This window comes from Nitrosomonas limosa (assembly GCF_054188085.1).
In genome coordinates, this window is record NZ_CM135180.1 from 674,499 (window position 1) to 689,388 (window position 14,890).

Consider the following 14,890-nt stretch of genomic DNA (forward strand, 5'->3'; position numbering starts at 1 on the left):
GGTTATAACAATTCACCAAAAAGACGAGCCAACAAAAGCTCTGCATTCTCCTTATTTGATAATTTCTGAGAATTAACGCTGATAAAACGGAAATCCAGTTTGTATTCGCTTTCTTCTAACAGCTTATCCATACTTTTTTCGATACGTTTTTGAAAACCTATTAACCCTTGTTCGTCGGTATTCGGCAGTAATAACCACAGCATATTTTCGGCCGTGCGTGTGGAAAGGTCGGGGGTTCGCAACAAATTTCTCAATCGCTGCGCAAACGATTCGAGCATCTGCAATAAGCGCGCGTGATTGAACAGTTCCACCAAATCCGGCAGGTTAGCGAAATAAATTCCAAATAAACCAAAATTGATATTCGGATAACGCCGCGCCATGACCATCAACCAATCCAAATCATGAATAAACAATTCCTTGGAAATAAAATCAATCTGATCAAATCCGGATGACAGGTCGAACACTTCACCGCGGAATGCAATCGTTCTTCCCTTATCACTCAGCCGCCACGTACGAATCTCATTCATAATGAGTTCATTCGGATTCATATCTTTTTCACAGATTGCGCAACGCACCAGCACATCTCCTTCAACAAATGAGTGGTGACATACCTGGCAGGAGTAATTCTCCAGAGGACGGTCATAGTCGCTGCCAATGTGCCGCAAATGGGTGTGGCACTTAGGGCAGACCAGCGTACCGCTGTGCATGAATTTGTCTTGCGCATCGACGCAACCGCAGGTGAAACAGTGCAAAGATGGTTGTAATTTGATATCAATGGCGGAGCAATTGGGGCAGATATCGATGAAACTTAAATGCGCCGACCGGCAATACATGCATTCGCGCTGCCGGTCCATGAGTGTCACCGGTTCCAAAATTTTGGCGTTGGCCAGGTTTCTCAGCCATTCAAAGGCATCTGATTGGTCCAAGCTCATAGCTTCCAATAGCGGATAACGATGAAAACGCGGATTTGTCCATTCATGGCAAGGCTGCACAATATAATTGGGACGCAGCCACAGGTAATTGATCAATCGCCCCTGGGGTGTCAGGTAGTTGTCTTTTCCCTTGAGCGATCTCGATAAATCATGCGCGGCATCAATTTGTTTTTGCAGCTCTGAAGGCGGTGGCAGCAAACCGTCGAATAAACTGTTTTCGGAGCAAGTTAGCAAACGAGTCGAGAAACAGAGCGATGCAAAAACTTCGCTATCTCTACGGATTTTTCCAAGAATGGAAGATGCGTAACGGTTGTCGCTCCCTTCGATAACAAATGCCGATGGCAGGATTCTGTCCTTTTCCCACTCGGAAAAATCGCTCAGTTGTTGAATATCAAAAGCAATCTTATATTGATCTAAGAAATCGCTGGTTTCTTGTGAAAAGAATATAAGCATACAGTTATAACTAAGCTCGTTCCCAAAAATTGGTTGAAGACTGTATCAATTGGATTAATTTCGTGTCAATAAATTATATCTATTTAGGTGGTTATGTGTAGAAATTAATTTTTTTAATTAATGTGCGATAAGAACTATACTACAAAATCGATTGGAGTTATCTGACAAAGCGTTCATCAGGTATCGAAAGATAATCAAGAAATCGGCATATTAACCGCAGCCGGATCGGTGAGTCCTTTTTTTGGCTTGGGCAATCGCAATGTGGATAGCTTGGCCTTCGTCCACCCCCTTTTCAAGCAGCGCATTGGCAATCTCGATTGCTTTCAGGCGCACCGGATACCATAAATTTTGCATCGCTGGGGGAAAATGTGTTGATGTCCAAGGCATACAGCATTTGACAGAGCAAAATTTTGAACCGGCCCGTGGAGCTGAACCGAGTGCATCGGTTTGCTCCATCAGGCCGTTATCGGTTGTCCGCTAGCGTGCGGTCAGTGCAGTTTGCAGCAAGTTAGCAGTCATTTGACCGCTGGTCTGACTGACATAATTGGTAATGATCGGAATGAATTGACCGACCAGATCCGGGGACAGGTTTAATTGTTGAAACGAGGCGGCGAGCGCTGCCATGTTACCCAAAGTACTGTTGCCGCTCCCCATCAGCGATGACAATCCGCTTGCCATTGGCGACGCCGGTGCAGCATTCAACATGGTATTCATGCCCGGAATCGATTGCGACAAGGTAGCAAATGCTTGTGGATTCATGCTTCCCTGAGCGACTTGGAAAATCGCGCCAGCTCCGCCCAGCGCTTGCTGTTGCGATACGCCAAGCTGGCGCACCAGAATGTCGACCAATCCGATCTGGTTCGTCGATACCGTATTGGCAGCAGCCGTACCGGCATCAATCATTTGCCTGCCGCTTTGCGCGGTGCTCTCAATGGTTGATAAACCTTGACCAACCGTATCAAGCGGGTTTTGCTGCGGCGTTGTACCGGCACAACCGGCGATCAATGCTGCTGCCAAGATACAATGAATTTTCAGGCATTGGGTCTTATCCATCATTTTCTCCTTAAACAAAAGTTTTTTACCAGACTGTCGCCTTCAATCATACACGCATTGCGATAGCGAGCGGAATTCATATTATCACTGTCATAAAATCTTCATATTGCATCGGTATGCTAAACATAACGATCAATAAAGGAGAAAAATATGCAATGCGTGATTAAAGAATGGCCGAACAAAATGGCCACGTTAATGACCGAAGATGGCGTCGTTCTTTGGACTTTCAACAACGTTGAGGAAGCACGCAAGGTCTGGCAGGATTGGCGCTCTCTGCACAACAAGCAATCAGCGATCCCCATGGGCGAGCTTAACGAAGCTGTTTAGCCACCGCAAAAAACCTCAGGCATCACTCCTGTCACGCGGCCAATCCGCTTTTTTCCAGCTCGTTGCAATAATACAACAATTATCCATTCGCTTACCCCCCTAAATTTCAGCAAAACTTTTAGAATAAACAGCTTCTATCACGCCAGGAAGCTTTTATGAATGGATTCAGATCTGCGCCTCGCCAAAACCAGTCACTTACCGATAAAGCGCAATATACCAGTCCGGCGGACAAATCCGGGCTTCCGCCCGGAACATTGGTGCATATCGGGGAAAAACTCGAATCGCGTTGCCGAATTACAGTGACTCAGTACAACACCGACACTTTAATACGCCGCGAAATCAATTCAGTCACGGAACTGCAGCAACTCAAAAACAACGAGCTGATTACCTGGGTGAACGTGGACGGACTCAGCGATATCAAAATCATTGAAAGCATCGGCCAGGAACTGAACATCCATCCGTTGGTTCTGGAGGATATTTTGAGTACCCACCAGCGCCCTAAGCTGGAGGAATACGATAATTATCTTTATATAGTCATTAAAGGTATCAGCCTCGATTACGAAAAAAGCTTCTGTTTACAGTACGAACAAATCAGCATTTTGTTATTAGCCAATTACGTAGTAACTTTCAAAGAAAAGGCCGATGACATATTTGATCCGATATATAACTTTTTACAGAATCATAATGGCCGTTTGCGTCAATTCGGCAGCGATTACCTGGCATACGTTATCCTCGATACCATTGTTGACGAATATTTTGTCGTAGAAGACAATCTCGACGATGTCATGGATCCGCTGGAAGATAGTATTTTGTTTAATTCCGATAAAGAAATGCTGCAGACGGTGCAGCAAATTCGCCGTGGTTTGATATCGATGAAACGCAATATTTCGCCATTACGCGAATTACTCGCCACCATTCAACGGATTGATTCACCCCTGCTGCAACAAAGAACATTACGCTATTACGCTGACGTCTACGATCATGTCTTGCGCGTAAGCGATGCACTCGACTCTTACCGGGAGAGAATTTCCGCTATGCACGATCTCTATTTATCGAGTATCAGCAACAAAATGAACGAAACCATAAAATTTCTAACCATTTTTGCGACCATTTTCATCCCGTTGACATTTATCGCCGGTATTTATGGAATGAATTTTGAAAACATGCCGGAATTAAAATGGCGCTGGGGCTATCCAGCGATCTGGGTGGTTTTTATCGCGATCGGTGCCGGATTGCTGATTTATTTCAGAAAGAAAAAGTGGATGTAAAAAAGAGGAATTCTGTTTAAAACAGAATTCCTCTTTGAGCGTTTTCTTACTAAAAAAGCAAGAAAAAAGTTTTATTATGCTTTTTTGTTACGCAGTGAAAAACCTAACAATCCTAAACCAGCCAGTAACATGGCGTAGGTTTCTGGTTCTGGTACTGGTGTGATATACCAAGCAGAATCAGGTGAGTAACTGGTGCCTTGAACATGCAATGCTAATTGCCCATCAACTGGCAACACACTTCCTAATCCAAACGCATTCCATGATACTGATTCGCCATCTACCAGCTTATCGCTTCCCTTACCAAACACATATCTAAAGTCAAAATCGCCGCCTGGTCCACCACCTGGATTTAAATCTACATCAGCAACTCCACCTCCTGGAACAGTGGTTACCGAGCTGGGTTCGGTGCCATCAACTGCCATTGAACCAATAAATGCGCTAGAACCAAAAGCACTGAGATCAATGTTGTACAAAGTAAAAGACCATTCACCGCCGCCCAGATCGTTGATATCCAAATCAGCAAAATGAATGCTTGCAGGCCCGCCACCGGATAGTAATTGACCAAACTGATACGTTGCTGCTTGAGCACTGCTGCCAATCGCCAGAAGACCAGCGGCAGCTAATGATATTGATAGTTTTTTTAAGTTCATTATGTCCCTCCAATTAAATAGTTTTTCTAGGAAAAACTTTTTTATGACGTGGCATTATGAGAAAACCTAATGCTGTATTAAAGTTAACAATTACAGAAATTAAATACAATAGCTCACGATGCCTGATTTATTAGTACGATTGCCCTATCTTATTTTATGTGTGCAATCGCCTAATAGCACACGTTCGAAAATCATTTACTTACGTGCCTTTCTATTGTAACGCATTTCTTTTCTTTTAATTTTTATTTTTTTCCTAAGTACTTAATGTTATTTATTATTTTCACTCGATATCCGAATGATTATAAAAAATAAATTATCTTAAAAAAATATATTGACAATCAACTATCAGTTTGCCTCGCCATTGATACAATCATCAATTCTAGCAACACCTCGGCTTCGTGTTTCAAATAACGTAAGGTTCATAGATAAACTATAAGTGCGAATTGCGCGTGATATAGTTGAATACTGACAGATTTACTGCTAGAGCAAATCGCTTGATTGTGCGAAACACGCCGTTAAAAAGATTTCACGCCGATATTATCAGCATTAATTTTGGTAAAATTTAGTAAATGAAAAAAGAGGTTCGATTTTTTAGAATCGAACCTCTTTGTGTATATATCACTCACTAAAAAAGTGAGAAAAAGGTTTTACTATGCTTGTTTGTTACGCAAACTAAAACCTAACAATCCCAAACCAACCAATAACATGGCATAAGTTTCTGGTTCTGGAACTGCCGATGTAACCCAATTAGATGGTGTTGGATGCGGATCTGTTAAAGAGTATGGATCCACAGAAATGATACCGAAAATTGGATCCGGTTTGCCAGCGGTATGGTGCGCTAAGGTACCGGTGAAATCGGTAATATCGACTCCTGTGCCAGATATTGTCCAGATACTGTTTGCATAATCACCGTCAAATCGTTCAGCATCTTTTGGCTTAAACCAATCGATCGAAATATACTGATCGTCGGATTTATAGCCGCTGTCCATATTTGGATTGGTGTGATATGTAAATGTTTTAATATCCGCGCCGTGAACTAATGGCTGTGCAAATGTTGGTGAAGCTGGTCCTTGATATACAAATTCAAGGTGATTCACTGTTGATTTGGCTGGATCGGCAAAACCGGGGGATGCCCAATTGGGTATTAACTCAAAAGTAACAACACCACTGGCTGTCTCTGTCAGTTTAAGTTCTGCAACTGTAGGATATCCCGAACTAAATGATGCAGTCGCGGGTAAATCAAACTTAAAGGTCACTGTATCACCGATACCGGCGAATGCAGATGCAGTACTGACACTCATTAACAAGGCCGTAACAACTGCTATTTTTTTCATTCTTAGCTCCTTTGTATTGAGAATTTGATGAGATTAGAAAAATTCTAATTTCCAGCGTAAGCGTCGCTGTTAAGCATTACGCAACTCATCGCAAGTATCGATGCTGATGATTTTCTTAATCCCATAATTTTCTACAATTAATTGGTTTCATTTAAAAACTTCTATGACGTGGCATTACGAGAAAGTCTGCTGCTTTTTTAAATTAACAATTACAGCGATCGGACACAATAGCTCATGATGCCTGAATTATTAGTACAATTGCCCTGTATATGAAGACCCGTTGCAAGCAGTGAATCAATTGCATGCTCTTCCAGCAGCCGGCTTTCAGCCAGCCTACACCCCAAAGGGCGAGAATTAGATTTGTGAGATTGAGGCAATTAGTCTAATACACGCATAATAAATTCTTATTCTACGCGCACGTGAATTATAGCGCATTTTCAATCTATCTTTCTGTTTTTTTTGATAATTTCTTAGTGTTCTTTATAAATTTATAACGATATCCAAATGAAAATAAATGATAAATCTATTTAAGTTAGATATGAAGAAAACCAAGTGGACGCATGCCTTGCCGCTTGTTCCAGGGTGCCAGGCTCTTCAAACAAGTGCGTAGCACCAGCGATAAGTGTCAGCTTCTTCTCGCATTTCAGTAATGCATAAGCCTGCTCGTTCAATTCGATGACACCAAAATCCTCGCTACCCACTATTAATAATGTCGGAGCAATCACATTAATCAAGGCCGTTCTTCCCGCTAAATCGGGCCGCCCGCCGCGAGACACGACAGCAGCGATAGCAGCGCCCATTTGCGCAGCCGCTTGCAAAGCAGCCGCCGCACCGGTACTGGCGCCAAAATAGCCATATTTAAGCGATTTTGTTGCAGGATTATTTTGTAACCAGCGGGTAGCAGCCAGCAACCGCTCTGTCAGCAGGTCGATATCGAACCTGCGGTCATAATTCTGATCTTCTGCGCGTGTCAGCAAATCAAACAACAGCGTCGCAATGCCATGTTGCTGCAACACGTTTGCGACATAAGTATTACGCGGACTGAAACGGCTGCTGCCGCTGCCATGCGCAAACAGCACAATCCCCTTGGCTCCCTGCGGCAAAATTAGCTCTCCGCTGAGCTCAATGGAACCTGCTGGAATCTTAACTGAAGTCATGCGGATGCTCCGATTCGAACCGGAATGCGCTGTCTGCCAAATTGACCGGTAAATGGCCCGTAGCGGCCGGCAATGCTAGCATTGCAATGATTGCAATGCCCATCCGCAGTTAAATGATAGTGCTTGATCTCATACCAGTCTCGCACAATTAATTCGCTCCCGCATGAAGGGCAATAAGTCGTATCACCTTCCACGTGATGTACATTACCGGTGTAAACGTAATGCAGACCGGCATCCAATGCGATTTTGCGGGCCCGGATCAAGGTTTCAACGGGTGTTGACGGTATATCGGTCAGCTTATAATCCGGATGAAAAGCACTAAAATGCAAAGGCACATCCGGACCGAGCTCCTTGATGATCCAATCGCTCATCGCGCTGATTTCCTGACTGGAATCGTTCAAACCCGGAATTAACAGCGTCGTTAATTCGAGCCAAACATCAGTTTCATGTTTCAAGTAACTTAAAGTATCAAGTACGGGCTGCAAATGCGAACCGGTTTGCTTGACATAGAATTCTTCAGTAAATGCTTTGAGGTCGACATTGGCTGCATCCATCTTGGCGAAAAACTCGCGCCGCGGCTCTGCATGAATATAACCCGCCGTTACCGCAACCGTTTTCAGGCCGTGCACATGGCAAGCATCCGCCACATCCATCGCATACTCGGCAAATATCACCGGGTCGTTGTAGGTAAACGCCACGCTTTTACATCCATACATTTTTGCAGTACGCACGATCGCTTCCGGACTGGCTTGATCCATCAACTTATCGAAACTGCGGGATTTGGAAATGTCCCAGTTTTGGCAAAACTTGCAAGCCAGATTGCAACCCGCCGTACCAAACGACAGGACGCTGCTGCCGGGATAGAATTGGTTAAGCGGTTTCTTTTCAATCGGGTCAACACAAAAACCGGACGAACGCCCATACGTCGTCAACACCATGGTATCCCCCACCCGGCCACGGACAAAGCAAGCGCCACGCTGACCGTCATGCAATTTGCAATCGCGCGGGCACAAATCGCATTGTATCCGGCCATCGTCAAGTTTATGCCAGTACTTTGCCGGATGCCGCTGGGCGGCGCTAATCGGTTCATCCATACGTAGTCTCCTGCAAAAAATCAGCCTCACGCCACTTGCTCACGGTATAACGGGATAACTGGATACCTTCCATCCAGAAATCTTCCGGCAACCTGGCTTTTAATTTCAATTGAGCAAGAAACTGCTTTGGTTGCGGCAGGCTTTCCCATACTTGGGGCAAGAATGTGCTGCGATAAGACCCATATTCAAACACCACACCGTCGATTTCCGGACGCAATTGCTGCAGAGCATCATCTTCCGTGGAGAACAGCAGCGGTTGCAACTCGGATAGTAATGAAACTTCAATTTCGACCGTCGAGAGCTCATCGGCAGTTAGCGGCAAGAACCGCGGATCACGCAGCGCCGCCGACACAGCATTATTACTCACATCGTCAATCAAAGGCTCATTCGCTTGTAGCGATCCAATGCAGCCACGCAATGCGCCGCGCTGCATCAATGTGACAAAGGTCGCTCCTGGTTTGGAAAGCCAAGCGATGTGGCGCTCGACTGCGGCCGATTCACAAGGCACCCGCAATGAACGTGCAATGGCGGCGCGGGCTATTTTCAACAGAACTTTTCCCTGTTCATTTTTTTCAATCACTGCCATGTTGCCCTCCATCAGCTAAACGCAATGGCTGCATAACCAACCACTTGATCCCGCGATCCTGCGGTATCCCCGGAATTTCTCAAATCCAATAGTTGCGGCTTCAAATGATATTTCTGCGCCGTCAGGATCAAACCATTTATTGCGATATTGCCACACGCCTGCGCTTGCTCAATGGGTTGCCTGAATTGCAGAATCGACTGAACCGTTTCATAATCCACTTGCTGCGCCTGGACATAAGGCAAATAATGCGACAAATCGGAACTGATAACGATCAATGTTTCATCGCCGCCCCACACTTGCTCCAGCACTTCAGCCACCGCTTCCGCCGATGTCATACCGACTGCCAGCGGCAATAGAACGAATTCACCCAGCACGCTTTGCAAAAAAGGCAATTGCACCTCCAGAGAATGCTCCAGCGCATGCGCCGCATCACTCACCGATACTTGCGGTAAGTGCGCAATCTCTTGAATCAATTTGGTGTCGAGCTGCACACGGCCTAATGGCGTCGCAAAAACATCCACACTGGGCAGCGCCAGGCCGTAAATCGCGACCCGATGGGCCGGTCCGAGCAATACAACTCGTTGAATCCGATCCGCAATTGCTTTCAAGCTAGCGTAAGCCGTCGCCGCGATAGCTCCGGAATACATATACCCTGCGTGGGGAACAATCAATGCTTTAGGTTTAGTGCCGTGAAATCTTGCGTGTGATAGGAATTGCTGCACATCATGCTGCAATTCCTGAATATCTGCGGGATAAAACAAACCTGCAACAGCAGGTGAACGAATCATTGCCATTGAACCTCCACATAACTCAAATTCGGAATAAAACCTTCACGTACCAAGATTCGCAATTTTTTCGAGTCGTATTGGTACTGAAACATGCCTCGTTTTATTAGAAACTTTGATTGTTGAGGCCCCTTACAATAATTTACTTAATATGGGCGTAATATATAAAAATCAAGAAGTAGATTGCTCCATTTAATCGATCCTCGAATTAGCAGTTAAAAATACGGAAAATTGTCCTAGAAACAGTTCATGTTGGGCCGTCTTTGCCGATACCGGCATCGGATGTTCAGTCGCGATCCCAGTTCACCAACCATCCCGGTACAAATTCATCAGTGTCATAGCATTATTAGCCAGCCGCGTAATGCTGTGCCGGTCGAAGCGTAAATCTTCCAGATCCACTTTGCGGCTCGTCAGCATTTCCTTCAAATCGAAATTGAATTGAATCAGGGGTGTCACATGATGGGAATCCAGATAGATATCCCCGGTTTCATTGGTATTCGATACCGGATCATGTACATCCGCGATTACGTAAATCAAATCCTCCAGTTCTTCGTAAGGCAGGGTGATTCTGTAAGTATCGAAAAAATGATCCGGAACCGGCGAAGAGTTAAATGCAAACGTCTCCAGACCCAATGTCGCACCCACCGCTTGCGCCAATCCACCGCCTAATGAATGACCGGCTACGGTAAATTTAGCGCCCGGATATTTCCGAATCATGCTTTGTGCAAAATTAAAGGCATCCTTAAATTGGTCACTGACCCTGCCAATTCCTATCGCGGCATCCGCCAAGGCATCGCGGGCAGTATCTTCCAGTTCTTTAAATGAACAAGGAAAATTGCACGTCTCAGTCCCCCGGAATACCAATGCCAATTCATTGGTATCGCGATTCCTGAAAACACCTGCGTCCATTCCGGAGCTTTTACCGATGGATTCAATCAATTCCCAAGAACCCACCTTGACGTTATCAAAATCATAGATCGCATCAGCGAGCTGCGCGAATGGTACTGACCTGACTATCAAATCTACCGCACGCCGTTCGCTTGAGAGCAGCATCCCATAAGGCTTCCAAGTGACATTTGGGACATATTCAGGATTGTTATACAGTGCGACGGTTACTAGTTCAAATGCTGAAACCACGTCATCATCCGCTTCCTTTATCCAATTCAGGCTAACGTCAAAACGTTCGGTTCCATACAACTTAGGCACGTCAATTCTAGGCAATCTCAGCACACCGTTAACCATTGAAAAGGTTGGATTATTCGTACCCGGGCCTTCATCAAATGCGACGCTGAGCAGCTTAAACTGCTTGGGATTTTCAGCACCCAGCCACTGCAATGCAGCTTTATAGAATTGCTCACCCGATGCGTCCGTTACTTTGATGTTTTGTAAACAAACCAGTCCGTTGGATTCAAAAAAAGCCGCAGTCGCGGTTGAATTTTTGCAATCTTCCGGCATGGCTCGTACAGTCGCGGTTGTAAACAGGAAAAATGCAAAAAATATGAATCGTAATGAATATAAACGCCAATTTCTCATAAACGTACCCGCGATAAAAGCTTTAAGTGACAGCATCCAGACTTTATTGCCGCGACTGGAGAGTAATAAACTGTTGATACCGAAAGTATACCAAATCAACCTCATAAGCATGCCAAATTCAATAATCTATTCATTATTTTGATAACCTAGAGTCGATCAGATCAATCACAACATCAGCAGTTATTAAACATCCATGAAGTCCGCCCATTTTTAATTACGCCTAAAGCATTCGATATATTTTTTTGGGAAAAAATCTGATCATAGTTCGCGCACCCTGCCCTCGATTCCGCATATTCGTGCAACGATATCTTATTTGCTCAAATTCTAGCCATAATGTCCAAAATCGGATTTTCGAGTATACTGCGCGGCTGTCAGCGTTATCCAGGTTAAAGAACAACTTTGGAATACAACACACTGAAATAAAGAAATTAATTGAAAACCATCAGGAGAACTTATGCGTAAACTAGTAATCAGCATGTTTTTTATCGCTATCTTCACGCTACCATGCAGCATCTCAGCGCATGAAGGCGAAGATCATGATCACGATGCGGCTGCGGAAGATACATCAGCCACGAAACAGGAGAGCGGCATCGGATGGCAACTCATCCGTAGTCTTGAAATGGGCAATTCCGGAAAATTTGTACACATGGTGCTCGTTGATCATGCCGTCTACACCGACAAAACCGTTTACAGCGCCGCAATCAACAGACTCTGCCGCCCTGACGATGATTTTTGCCGGATCCGGTTTTGGAGTCAGGAAAAATATATTCCTGAAAAAGCTTCATTGACGACCGAGCAAAATAAACACCTAAGAGCCGATTACTTAGTCAATAAATCTGCGGGCATGCATCATCTGCGTTGGTCTTGCAGCGTTGATCACGATAAAGCCAAATGTTTCTAAGCTAAGAACATCGATCGATACGGCGAGTAGAAGCGCGAAACGCCCGGAACACCGCAACCTAATCATATCAATCCGATAAATAAGGATGCGAGTTCCGCGCAAATAAAGCAATCCGCTCGCGCAGCCAATTAACCAGGCATTTCACTGAGCAAACCAGCATCATTAAGCTCAGACAAGCACGTGCAAGATTTGCCCGGTGTTACCTTAAATGTGCAAAGAGCGTTTATCCACGCCAAGGGCTGCTTCGTGAAAGACCTCGGATAACGATGGATGTGCGTGCACAATACAAGCAATGTCTTGGCTGCTGGCCGAGAATTTCATTGCGACTACCGCTTCAGTAATCAGTTCTGAAACATGCGGACCAATCATATGAACCCCCAAAATTCGATCCGTTTGCTCATCCGCCAATATTTTGATAAAACCAACCGCCTCACCCATCGCCCGGGCTCGGCCATTGGCCATAAAAGGAAACTGACCGGCTTTATAAGCAATACCCGCTGCTTTTAGTTCTTGCTCATTCTTACCTACCCAGGCTATTTCCGGCGCGGTATATATCACCCAAGGAATGGTATTAAAATCGACTGTTTCGTGCGGATTTGCATGTCCTTGTTCAATCTGATGAATCATTTCCGCGACGGCCACACCTTCTTCAGATGCCTTATGCGCCAGCATCGGTCCGCGCACCACATCGCCCACTGCATACACGTGCGTCAAGCTGGTGCGGCAATAATCGTCGACGACGATAAACCCGCGATCATCCAGAGCCAAGCCCGTTTCTTTAGCACCTAAACCCGAGGTATTCGGAATCCGGCCAATCGCGATAATTAATTTATCAACTTCCAGATGCTGTTCCTGATTGTTGGCATCGCTATAGCTCACCACAACGGAATCCCCTGAAAGCTTGACCGAATTGATATTGACGCCGGTGTTAATTTGCAACCCTGGTTCTTTAGCAAACAAGCTCTTGGCTTCCTTGGCGATTTGTTCATCCGCTGCCATCAGAAAACCCGGCATGGCTTCCAGAATTGTCACTTCCGAGCCAAGACGACGCCACACGCTGCCCATTTCCAAACCAATTACTCCCGCACCGATGACACCCAATCGCTTGGGCACTTCCGTTAACGCGAGCGCGCCGGCGTTATCCAGCACCATGGTATTGTCGATGGGCGCAAAAGGCAGCGGCCTCGGTGTCGAGCCGGTAGCCACGATCACGTGTTTCGCCTGAATCGTTTCCACCGAGCCATTGTCATCAACCTTAATCGACCAGAGATTAGCCGATGCGTCACGCTTCAGTAGCGTTCCGCGTCCATGCATAGATCTCACTTTATTCTTTTTGAAGAGCGATCCGATACCGGTTGTAAACGTGGTAACGATCTTGTCTTTGCGCGCGATCATCACGGGAATATCCGCTGTAACCTGCTGAGCGGTGATCCCATGCGCGGAAACTTTATGCTGGATCTGAAAAAACTTTTCCGACGATTCCAATAGTGCTTTGGAAGGAATGCAACCAACATTCAGGCAAGTGCCGCCAAGACTTGGCTTCCCTTTTGAATTCTTCCATTCATCAATGCAAATTGTATTCAATCCAAGCTGCGCAGCCCTAATAGCTGCAACATAACCACCAGGGCCTGCGCCAATAACCGCGACATCAAATGTTTCTGACATAATTCATCCTACGTAAATTTCATAAAAAAGGTAATTCTAAAGCAAAAAGAATGCGGTTACAGAGCGGCTGTTTCATTTATGGTTTTTTGCTGAAGTCCTACTACAAGGGTAAATCACCTGGTTCGCATCCGATGGCGCTGATTTCCCGAACTGCTTGCACATAATCCCCTCGTTCTCGCAGCTTCGTCATGGAGCTGGTTTGGTTTTTTGCATGCAAACGCGCCAACCGAGCCAAACTAGCTGCTGGCATCTCCCAGCACAACCCGTTCAGTACTTCGTCGGCGCCCGTCGGGTTATTGCACACCAATATCATGTCGCATCCTGCAGTCAAAGCGGTCTGCGCTCGTAACAGCATCGAATCGAGAGACACTCCTGCTCCACGCATATTGAGATCGTCACTAAAAATGCATCCGTCAAATCCCAATGTCGTTCGTAATATTTTTTGTAGCCAGATTTTAGAAAACCCGGCTGGATTGGGATCGATTTCCGTATAAATTACATGAGCCGACATGATGCCGGCAATGCCGCTATCGATCAGATGTTGAAACGGGATCAAATCATTTGCTTCGATCTCGCTATAACAACGCTGATCCACTGCTTTTTCGAGATGAGTGTCGGCGTGAATATAACCATGTCCCGGAAAATGCTTGCCGATTGCCAACATGCCGCCTTGCTTAAGTCCCAGCATCAATTGATGCGCCAAGTCCGACACGGCATGCGGATTACTGTGAAAGGAACGATCTCCGATCACACTGCTCTGACCGTGATCGATATCCAATACCGGTGTAAAACTGAAATCGACACCGCAAGCATTCAGCTCAGCGGCTAGTACATAACCAACTTGCCGAGCAAGATGCCGGGCTCTGGCAGGTTGTTTATCCCACACTTTTCCGAGCTCGCGCATAGCCGGTAATTGCGTAAAATCTCGTTGAAAACGCTGCACCCGTCCGCCTTCGTGATCAACCGCAATCAGCAGATGAGGATTGCGTAAGGTATGAATTTGCCGGGTTAATTCGGTCAGCTGCCGATGATCGACGAAATTGCGCGTAAAAAGAATAACGCCGCCGGTGAGCGGATGAGTCAGCCTTCTGATGTCATCCTCGGTCAATTCCGTACCGGCAACATCCAGCATGACGGGTCCGAGCGCCACGA

General features: G+C 45.7%; 15 protein-coding genes. 3 read left to right on the forward strand and 12 right to left on the reverse strand.

Translation table 11 applies throughout. The features are described from left to right. Positions 1 to 2 precede the first annotated feature (2 nt). The 3 genes from ACV7NC_RS02990 to ACV7NC_RS03000 form a co-directional block, all read right to left on the reverse strand. Positions 3 to 1,385, reverse strand: a complete 1,383-nt coding sequence (locus tag ACV7NC_RS02990) for a TackOD1 domain-containing metal-binding protein (protein ID WP_458153962.1) — start codon at positions 1,383 to 1,385, stop codon at positions 3 to 5. A gap of 210 nt (positions 1,386 to 1,595) precedes the next feature. Continuing rightward, a complete protein-coding gene (locus ACV7NC_RS02995) occupies positions 1,596 to 1,841 on the reverse strand; it encodes a hypothetical protein (protein WP_458153963.1) in 246 nt (81 codons plus the stop codon). Between the two features lie 21 nt (positions 1,842 to 1,862). Beyond that, positions 1,863 to 2,441 (reverse strand): DUF2780 domain-containing protein, encoded by a 579-nt coding sequence (locus ACV7NC_RS03000; RefSeq protein ID WP_458153964.1) that lies wholly within the window; start codon positions 2,439 to 2,441, stop codon positions 1,863 to 1,865. A gap of 147 nt (positions 2,442 to 2,588) precedes the next feature. Here ACV7NC_RS03000 and ACV7NC_RS03005 point away from each other — a divergent pair, with 147 nt between their 5' ends. Together ACV7NC_RS03005 and corA are read left to right on the forward strand one after the other, a co-directional pair. Then, the gene (locus ACV7NC_RS03005) at positions 2,589 to 2,765 is read left to right on the forward strand and encodes a hypothetical protein (protein ID WP_458153965.1); all 177 of its coding nucleotides are present in this window, start codon (positions 2,589 to 2,591) and stop codon (positions 2,763 to 2,765) included. Between the two features lie 155 nt (positions 2,766 to 2,920). Further along, on the forward strand, positions 2,921 to 4,033 hold the full coding sequence (gene corA / locus ACV7NC_RS03010; protein WP_458153966.1) for a magnesium/cobalt transporter CorA: 1,113 nt from the start codon (positions 2,921 to 2,923) through the stop codon (positions 4,031 to 4,033). 74 nt (positions 4,034 to 4,107) lie between these two features. On the opposite strand, the gene ACV7NC_RS03015 is transcribed toward corA, so the two are convergent. The 7 genes from ACV7NC_RS03015 to ACV7NC_RS03045 form a co-directional block, all read right to left on the reverse strand. Next, positions 4,108 to 4,683: an FxDxF family PEP-CTERM protein gene (locus ACV7NC_RS03015; protein WP_458153968.1), complete on the reverse strand. Its 576-nt coding sequence runs from the start codon at positions 4,681 to 4,683 to the stop codon at positions 4,108 to 4,110. A 650-nt stretch (positions 4,684 to 5,333) separates the two neighbouring features. After that, entirely contained in the window at positions 5,334 to 6,017 is a 684-nt protein-coding gene (locus ACV7NC_RS03020) for a PEP-CTERM sorting domain-containing protein (RefSeq protein ID WP_458153969.1), read from the reverse strand. Positions 6,018 to 6,544: 527 nt separating this feature from the next. After that, entirely contained in the window at positions 6,545 to 7,174 is a 630-nt protein-coding gene (locus tag ACV7NC_RS03025) for a dienelactone hydrolase family protein (RefSeq protein ID WP_458153970.1), read from the reverse strand. Next, positions 7,171 to 8,268: an AmmeMemoRadiSam system radical SAM enzyme gene (gene amrS, locus ACV7NC_RS03030; protein ID WP_458153971.1), complete on the reverse strand. Its 1,098-nt coding sequence runs from the start codon at positions 8,266 to 8,268 to the stop codon at positions 7,171 to 7,173. Before amrS ends, ACV7NC_RS03025 begins: the two co-directional genes overlap by 4 nt. Then, positions 8,261 to 8,854 (reverse strand): AmmeMemoRadiSam system protein A, encoded by a 594-nt coding sequence (amrA, locus tag ACV7NC_RS03035; protein WP_458153972.1) that lies wholly within the window; start codon positions 8,852 to 8,854, stop codon positions 8,261 to 8,263. Before amrA ends, amrS begins: the two co-directional genes overlap by 8 nt. 11 nt (positions 8,855 to 8,865) lie before the next feature. After that, positions 8,866 to 9,642: an AmmeMemoRadiSam system protein B gene (amrB, locus tag ACV7NC_RS03040; RefSeq protein ID WP_458153973.1), complete on the reverse strand. Its 777-nt coding sequence runs from the start codon at positions 9,640 to 9,642 to the stop codon at positions 8,866 to 8,868. A gap of 300 nt (positions 9,643 to 9,942) precedes the next feature. Beyond that, entirely contained in the window at positions 9,943 to 11,277 is a 1,335-nt protein-coding gene (locus tag ACV7NC_RS03045; RefSeq protein WP_458153974.1) for a lipase family protein, read from the reverse strand. 349 nt (positions 11,278 to 11,626) lie between these two features. Between ACV7NC_RS03045 and ACV7NC_RS03050 the strand changes: the two genes are divergently transcribed. Further along, positions 11,627 to 12,073: a hypothetical protein gene (locus ACV7NC_RS03050; protein WP_458153975.1), complete on the forward strand. Its 447-nt coding sequence runs from the start codon at positions 11,627 to 11,629 to the stop codon at positions 12,071 to 12,073. 204 nt (positions 12,074 to 12,277) lie between these two features. Here the strand turns inward: ACV7NC_RS03050 and lpdA are convergent, their stop codons facing one another. Both lpdA and nagZ read right to left on the reverse strand, forming a co-directional pair. After that, a complete protein-coding gene (gene lpdA / locus ACV7NC_RS03055; RefSeq protein WP_458153976.1) occupies positions 12,278 to 13,738 on the reverse strand; it encodes a dihydrolipoyl dehydrogenase in 1,461 nt (486 codons plus the stop codon). A gap of 100 nt (positions 13,739 to 13,838) precedes the next feature. Then, entirely contained in the window at positions 13,839 to 14,888 is a 1,050-nt protein-coding gene (gene nagZ / locus ACV7NC_RS03060) for a beta-N-acetylhexosaminidase (RefSeq protein ID WP_458153977.1), read from the reverse strand. Positions 14,889 to 14,890: the final 2 nt, after the last annotated feature.

Excerpts from the sequence above, each read along its gene's own strand:
- ACV7NC_RS02990 (WP_458153962.1), bottom strand. The coding sequence starts at position 1,385 with ATGCTTATATTCTTTTCACAAGAAACCAGCGATTTCTTAGATCAATAT.
- ACV7NC_RS02995 (WP_458153963.1), bottom strand. The coding sequence starts at position 1,841 with ATGGAGCAAACCGATGCACTCGGTTCAGCTCCACGGGCCGGTTCAAAA.
- ACV7NC_RS03000 (WP_458153964.1), bottom strand. The coding sequence starts at position 2,441 with ATGATGGATAAGACCCAATGCCTGAAAATTCATTGTATCTTGGCAGCA.
- ACV7NC_RS03005 (WP_458153965.1), top strand. The coding sequence starts at position 2,589 with ATGCAATGCGTGATTAAAGAATGGCCGAACAAAATGGCCACGTTAATG.
- corA (WP_458153966.1), top strand. The coding sequence starts at position 2,921 with ATGAATGGATTCAGATCTGCGCCTCGCCAAAACCAGTCACTTACCGAT.
- ACV7NC_RS03015 (WP_458153968.1), bottom strand. The coding sequence starts at position 4,683 with ATGAACTTAAAAAAACTATCAATATCATTAGCTGCCGCTGGTCTTCTG.
- ACV7NC_RS03020 (WP_458153969.1), bottom strand. The coding sequence starts at position 6,017 with ATGAAAAAAATAGCAGTTGTTACGGCCTTGTTAATGAGTGTCAGTACT.
- ACV7NC_RS03025 (WP_458153970.1), bottom strand. The coding sequence starts at position 7,174 with ATGACTTCAGTTAAGATTCCAGCAGGTTCCATTGAGCTCAGCGGAGAG.
- amrS (WP_458153971.1), bottom strand. The coding sequence starts at position 8,268 with ATGGATGAACCGATTAGCGCCGCCCAGCGGCATCCGGCAAAGTACTGG.
- amrA (WP_458153972.1), bottom strand. The coding sequence starts at position 8,854 with ATGGCAGTGATTGAAAAAAATGAACAGGGAAAAGTTCTGTTGAAAATA.
- amrB (WP_458153973.1), bottom strand. The coding sequence starts at position 9,642 with ATGATTCGTTCACCTGCTGTTGCAGGTTTGTTTTATCCCGCAGATATT.
- ACV7NC_RS03045 (WP_458153974.1), bottom strand. The coding sequence starts at position 11,277 with ATGAGGTTGATTTGGTATACTTTCGGTATCAACAGTTTATTACTCTCC.
- ACV7NC_RS03050 (WP_458153975.1), top strand. The coding sequence starts at position 11,627 with ATGCGTAAACTAGTAATCAGCATGTTTTTTATCGCTATCTTCACGCTA.
- lpdA (WP_458153976.1), bottom strand. The coding sequence starts at position 13,738 with ATGTCAGAAACATTTGATGTCGCGGTTATTGGCGCAGGCCCTGGTGGT.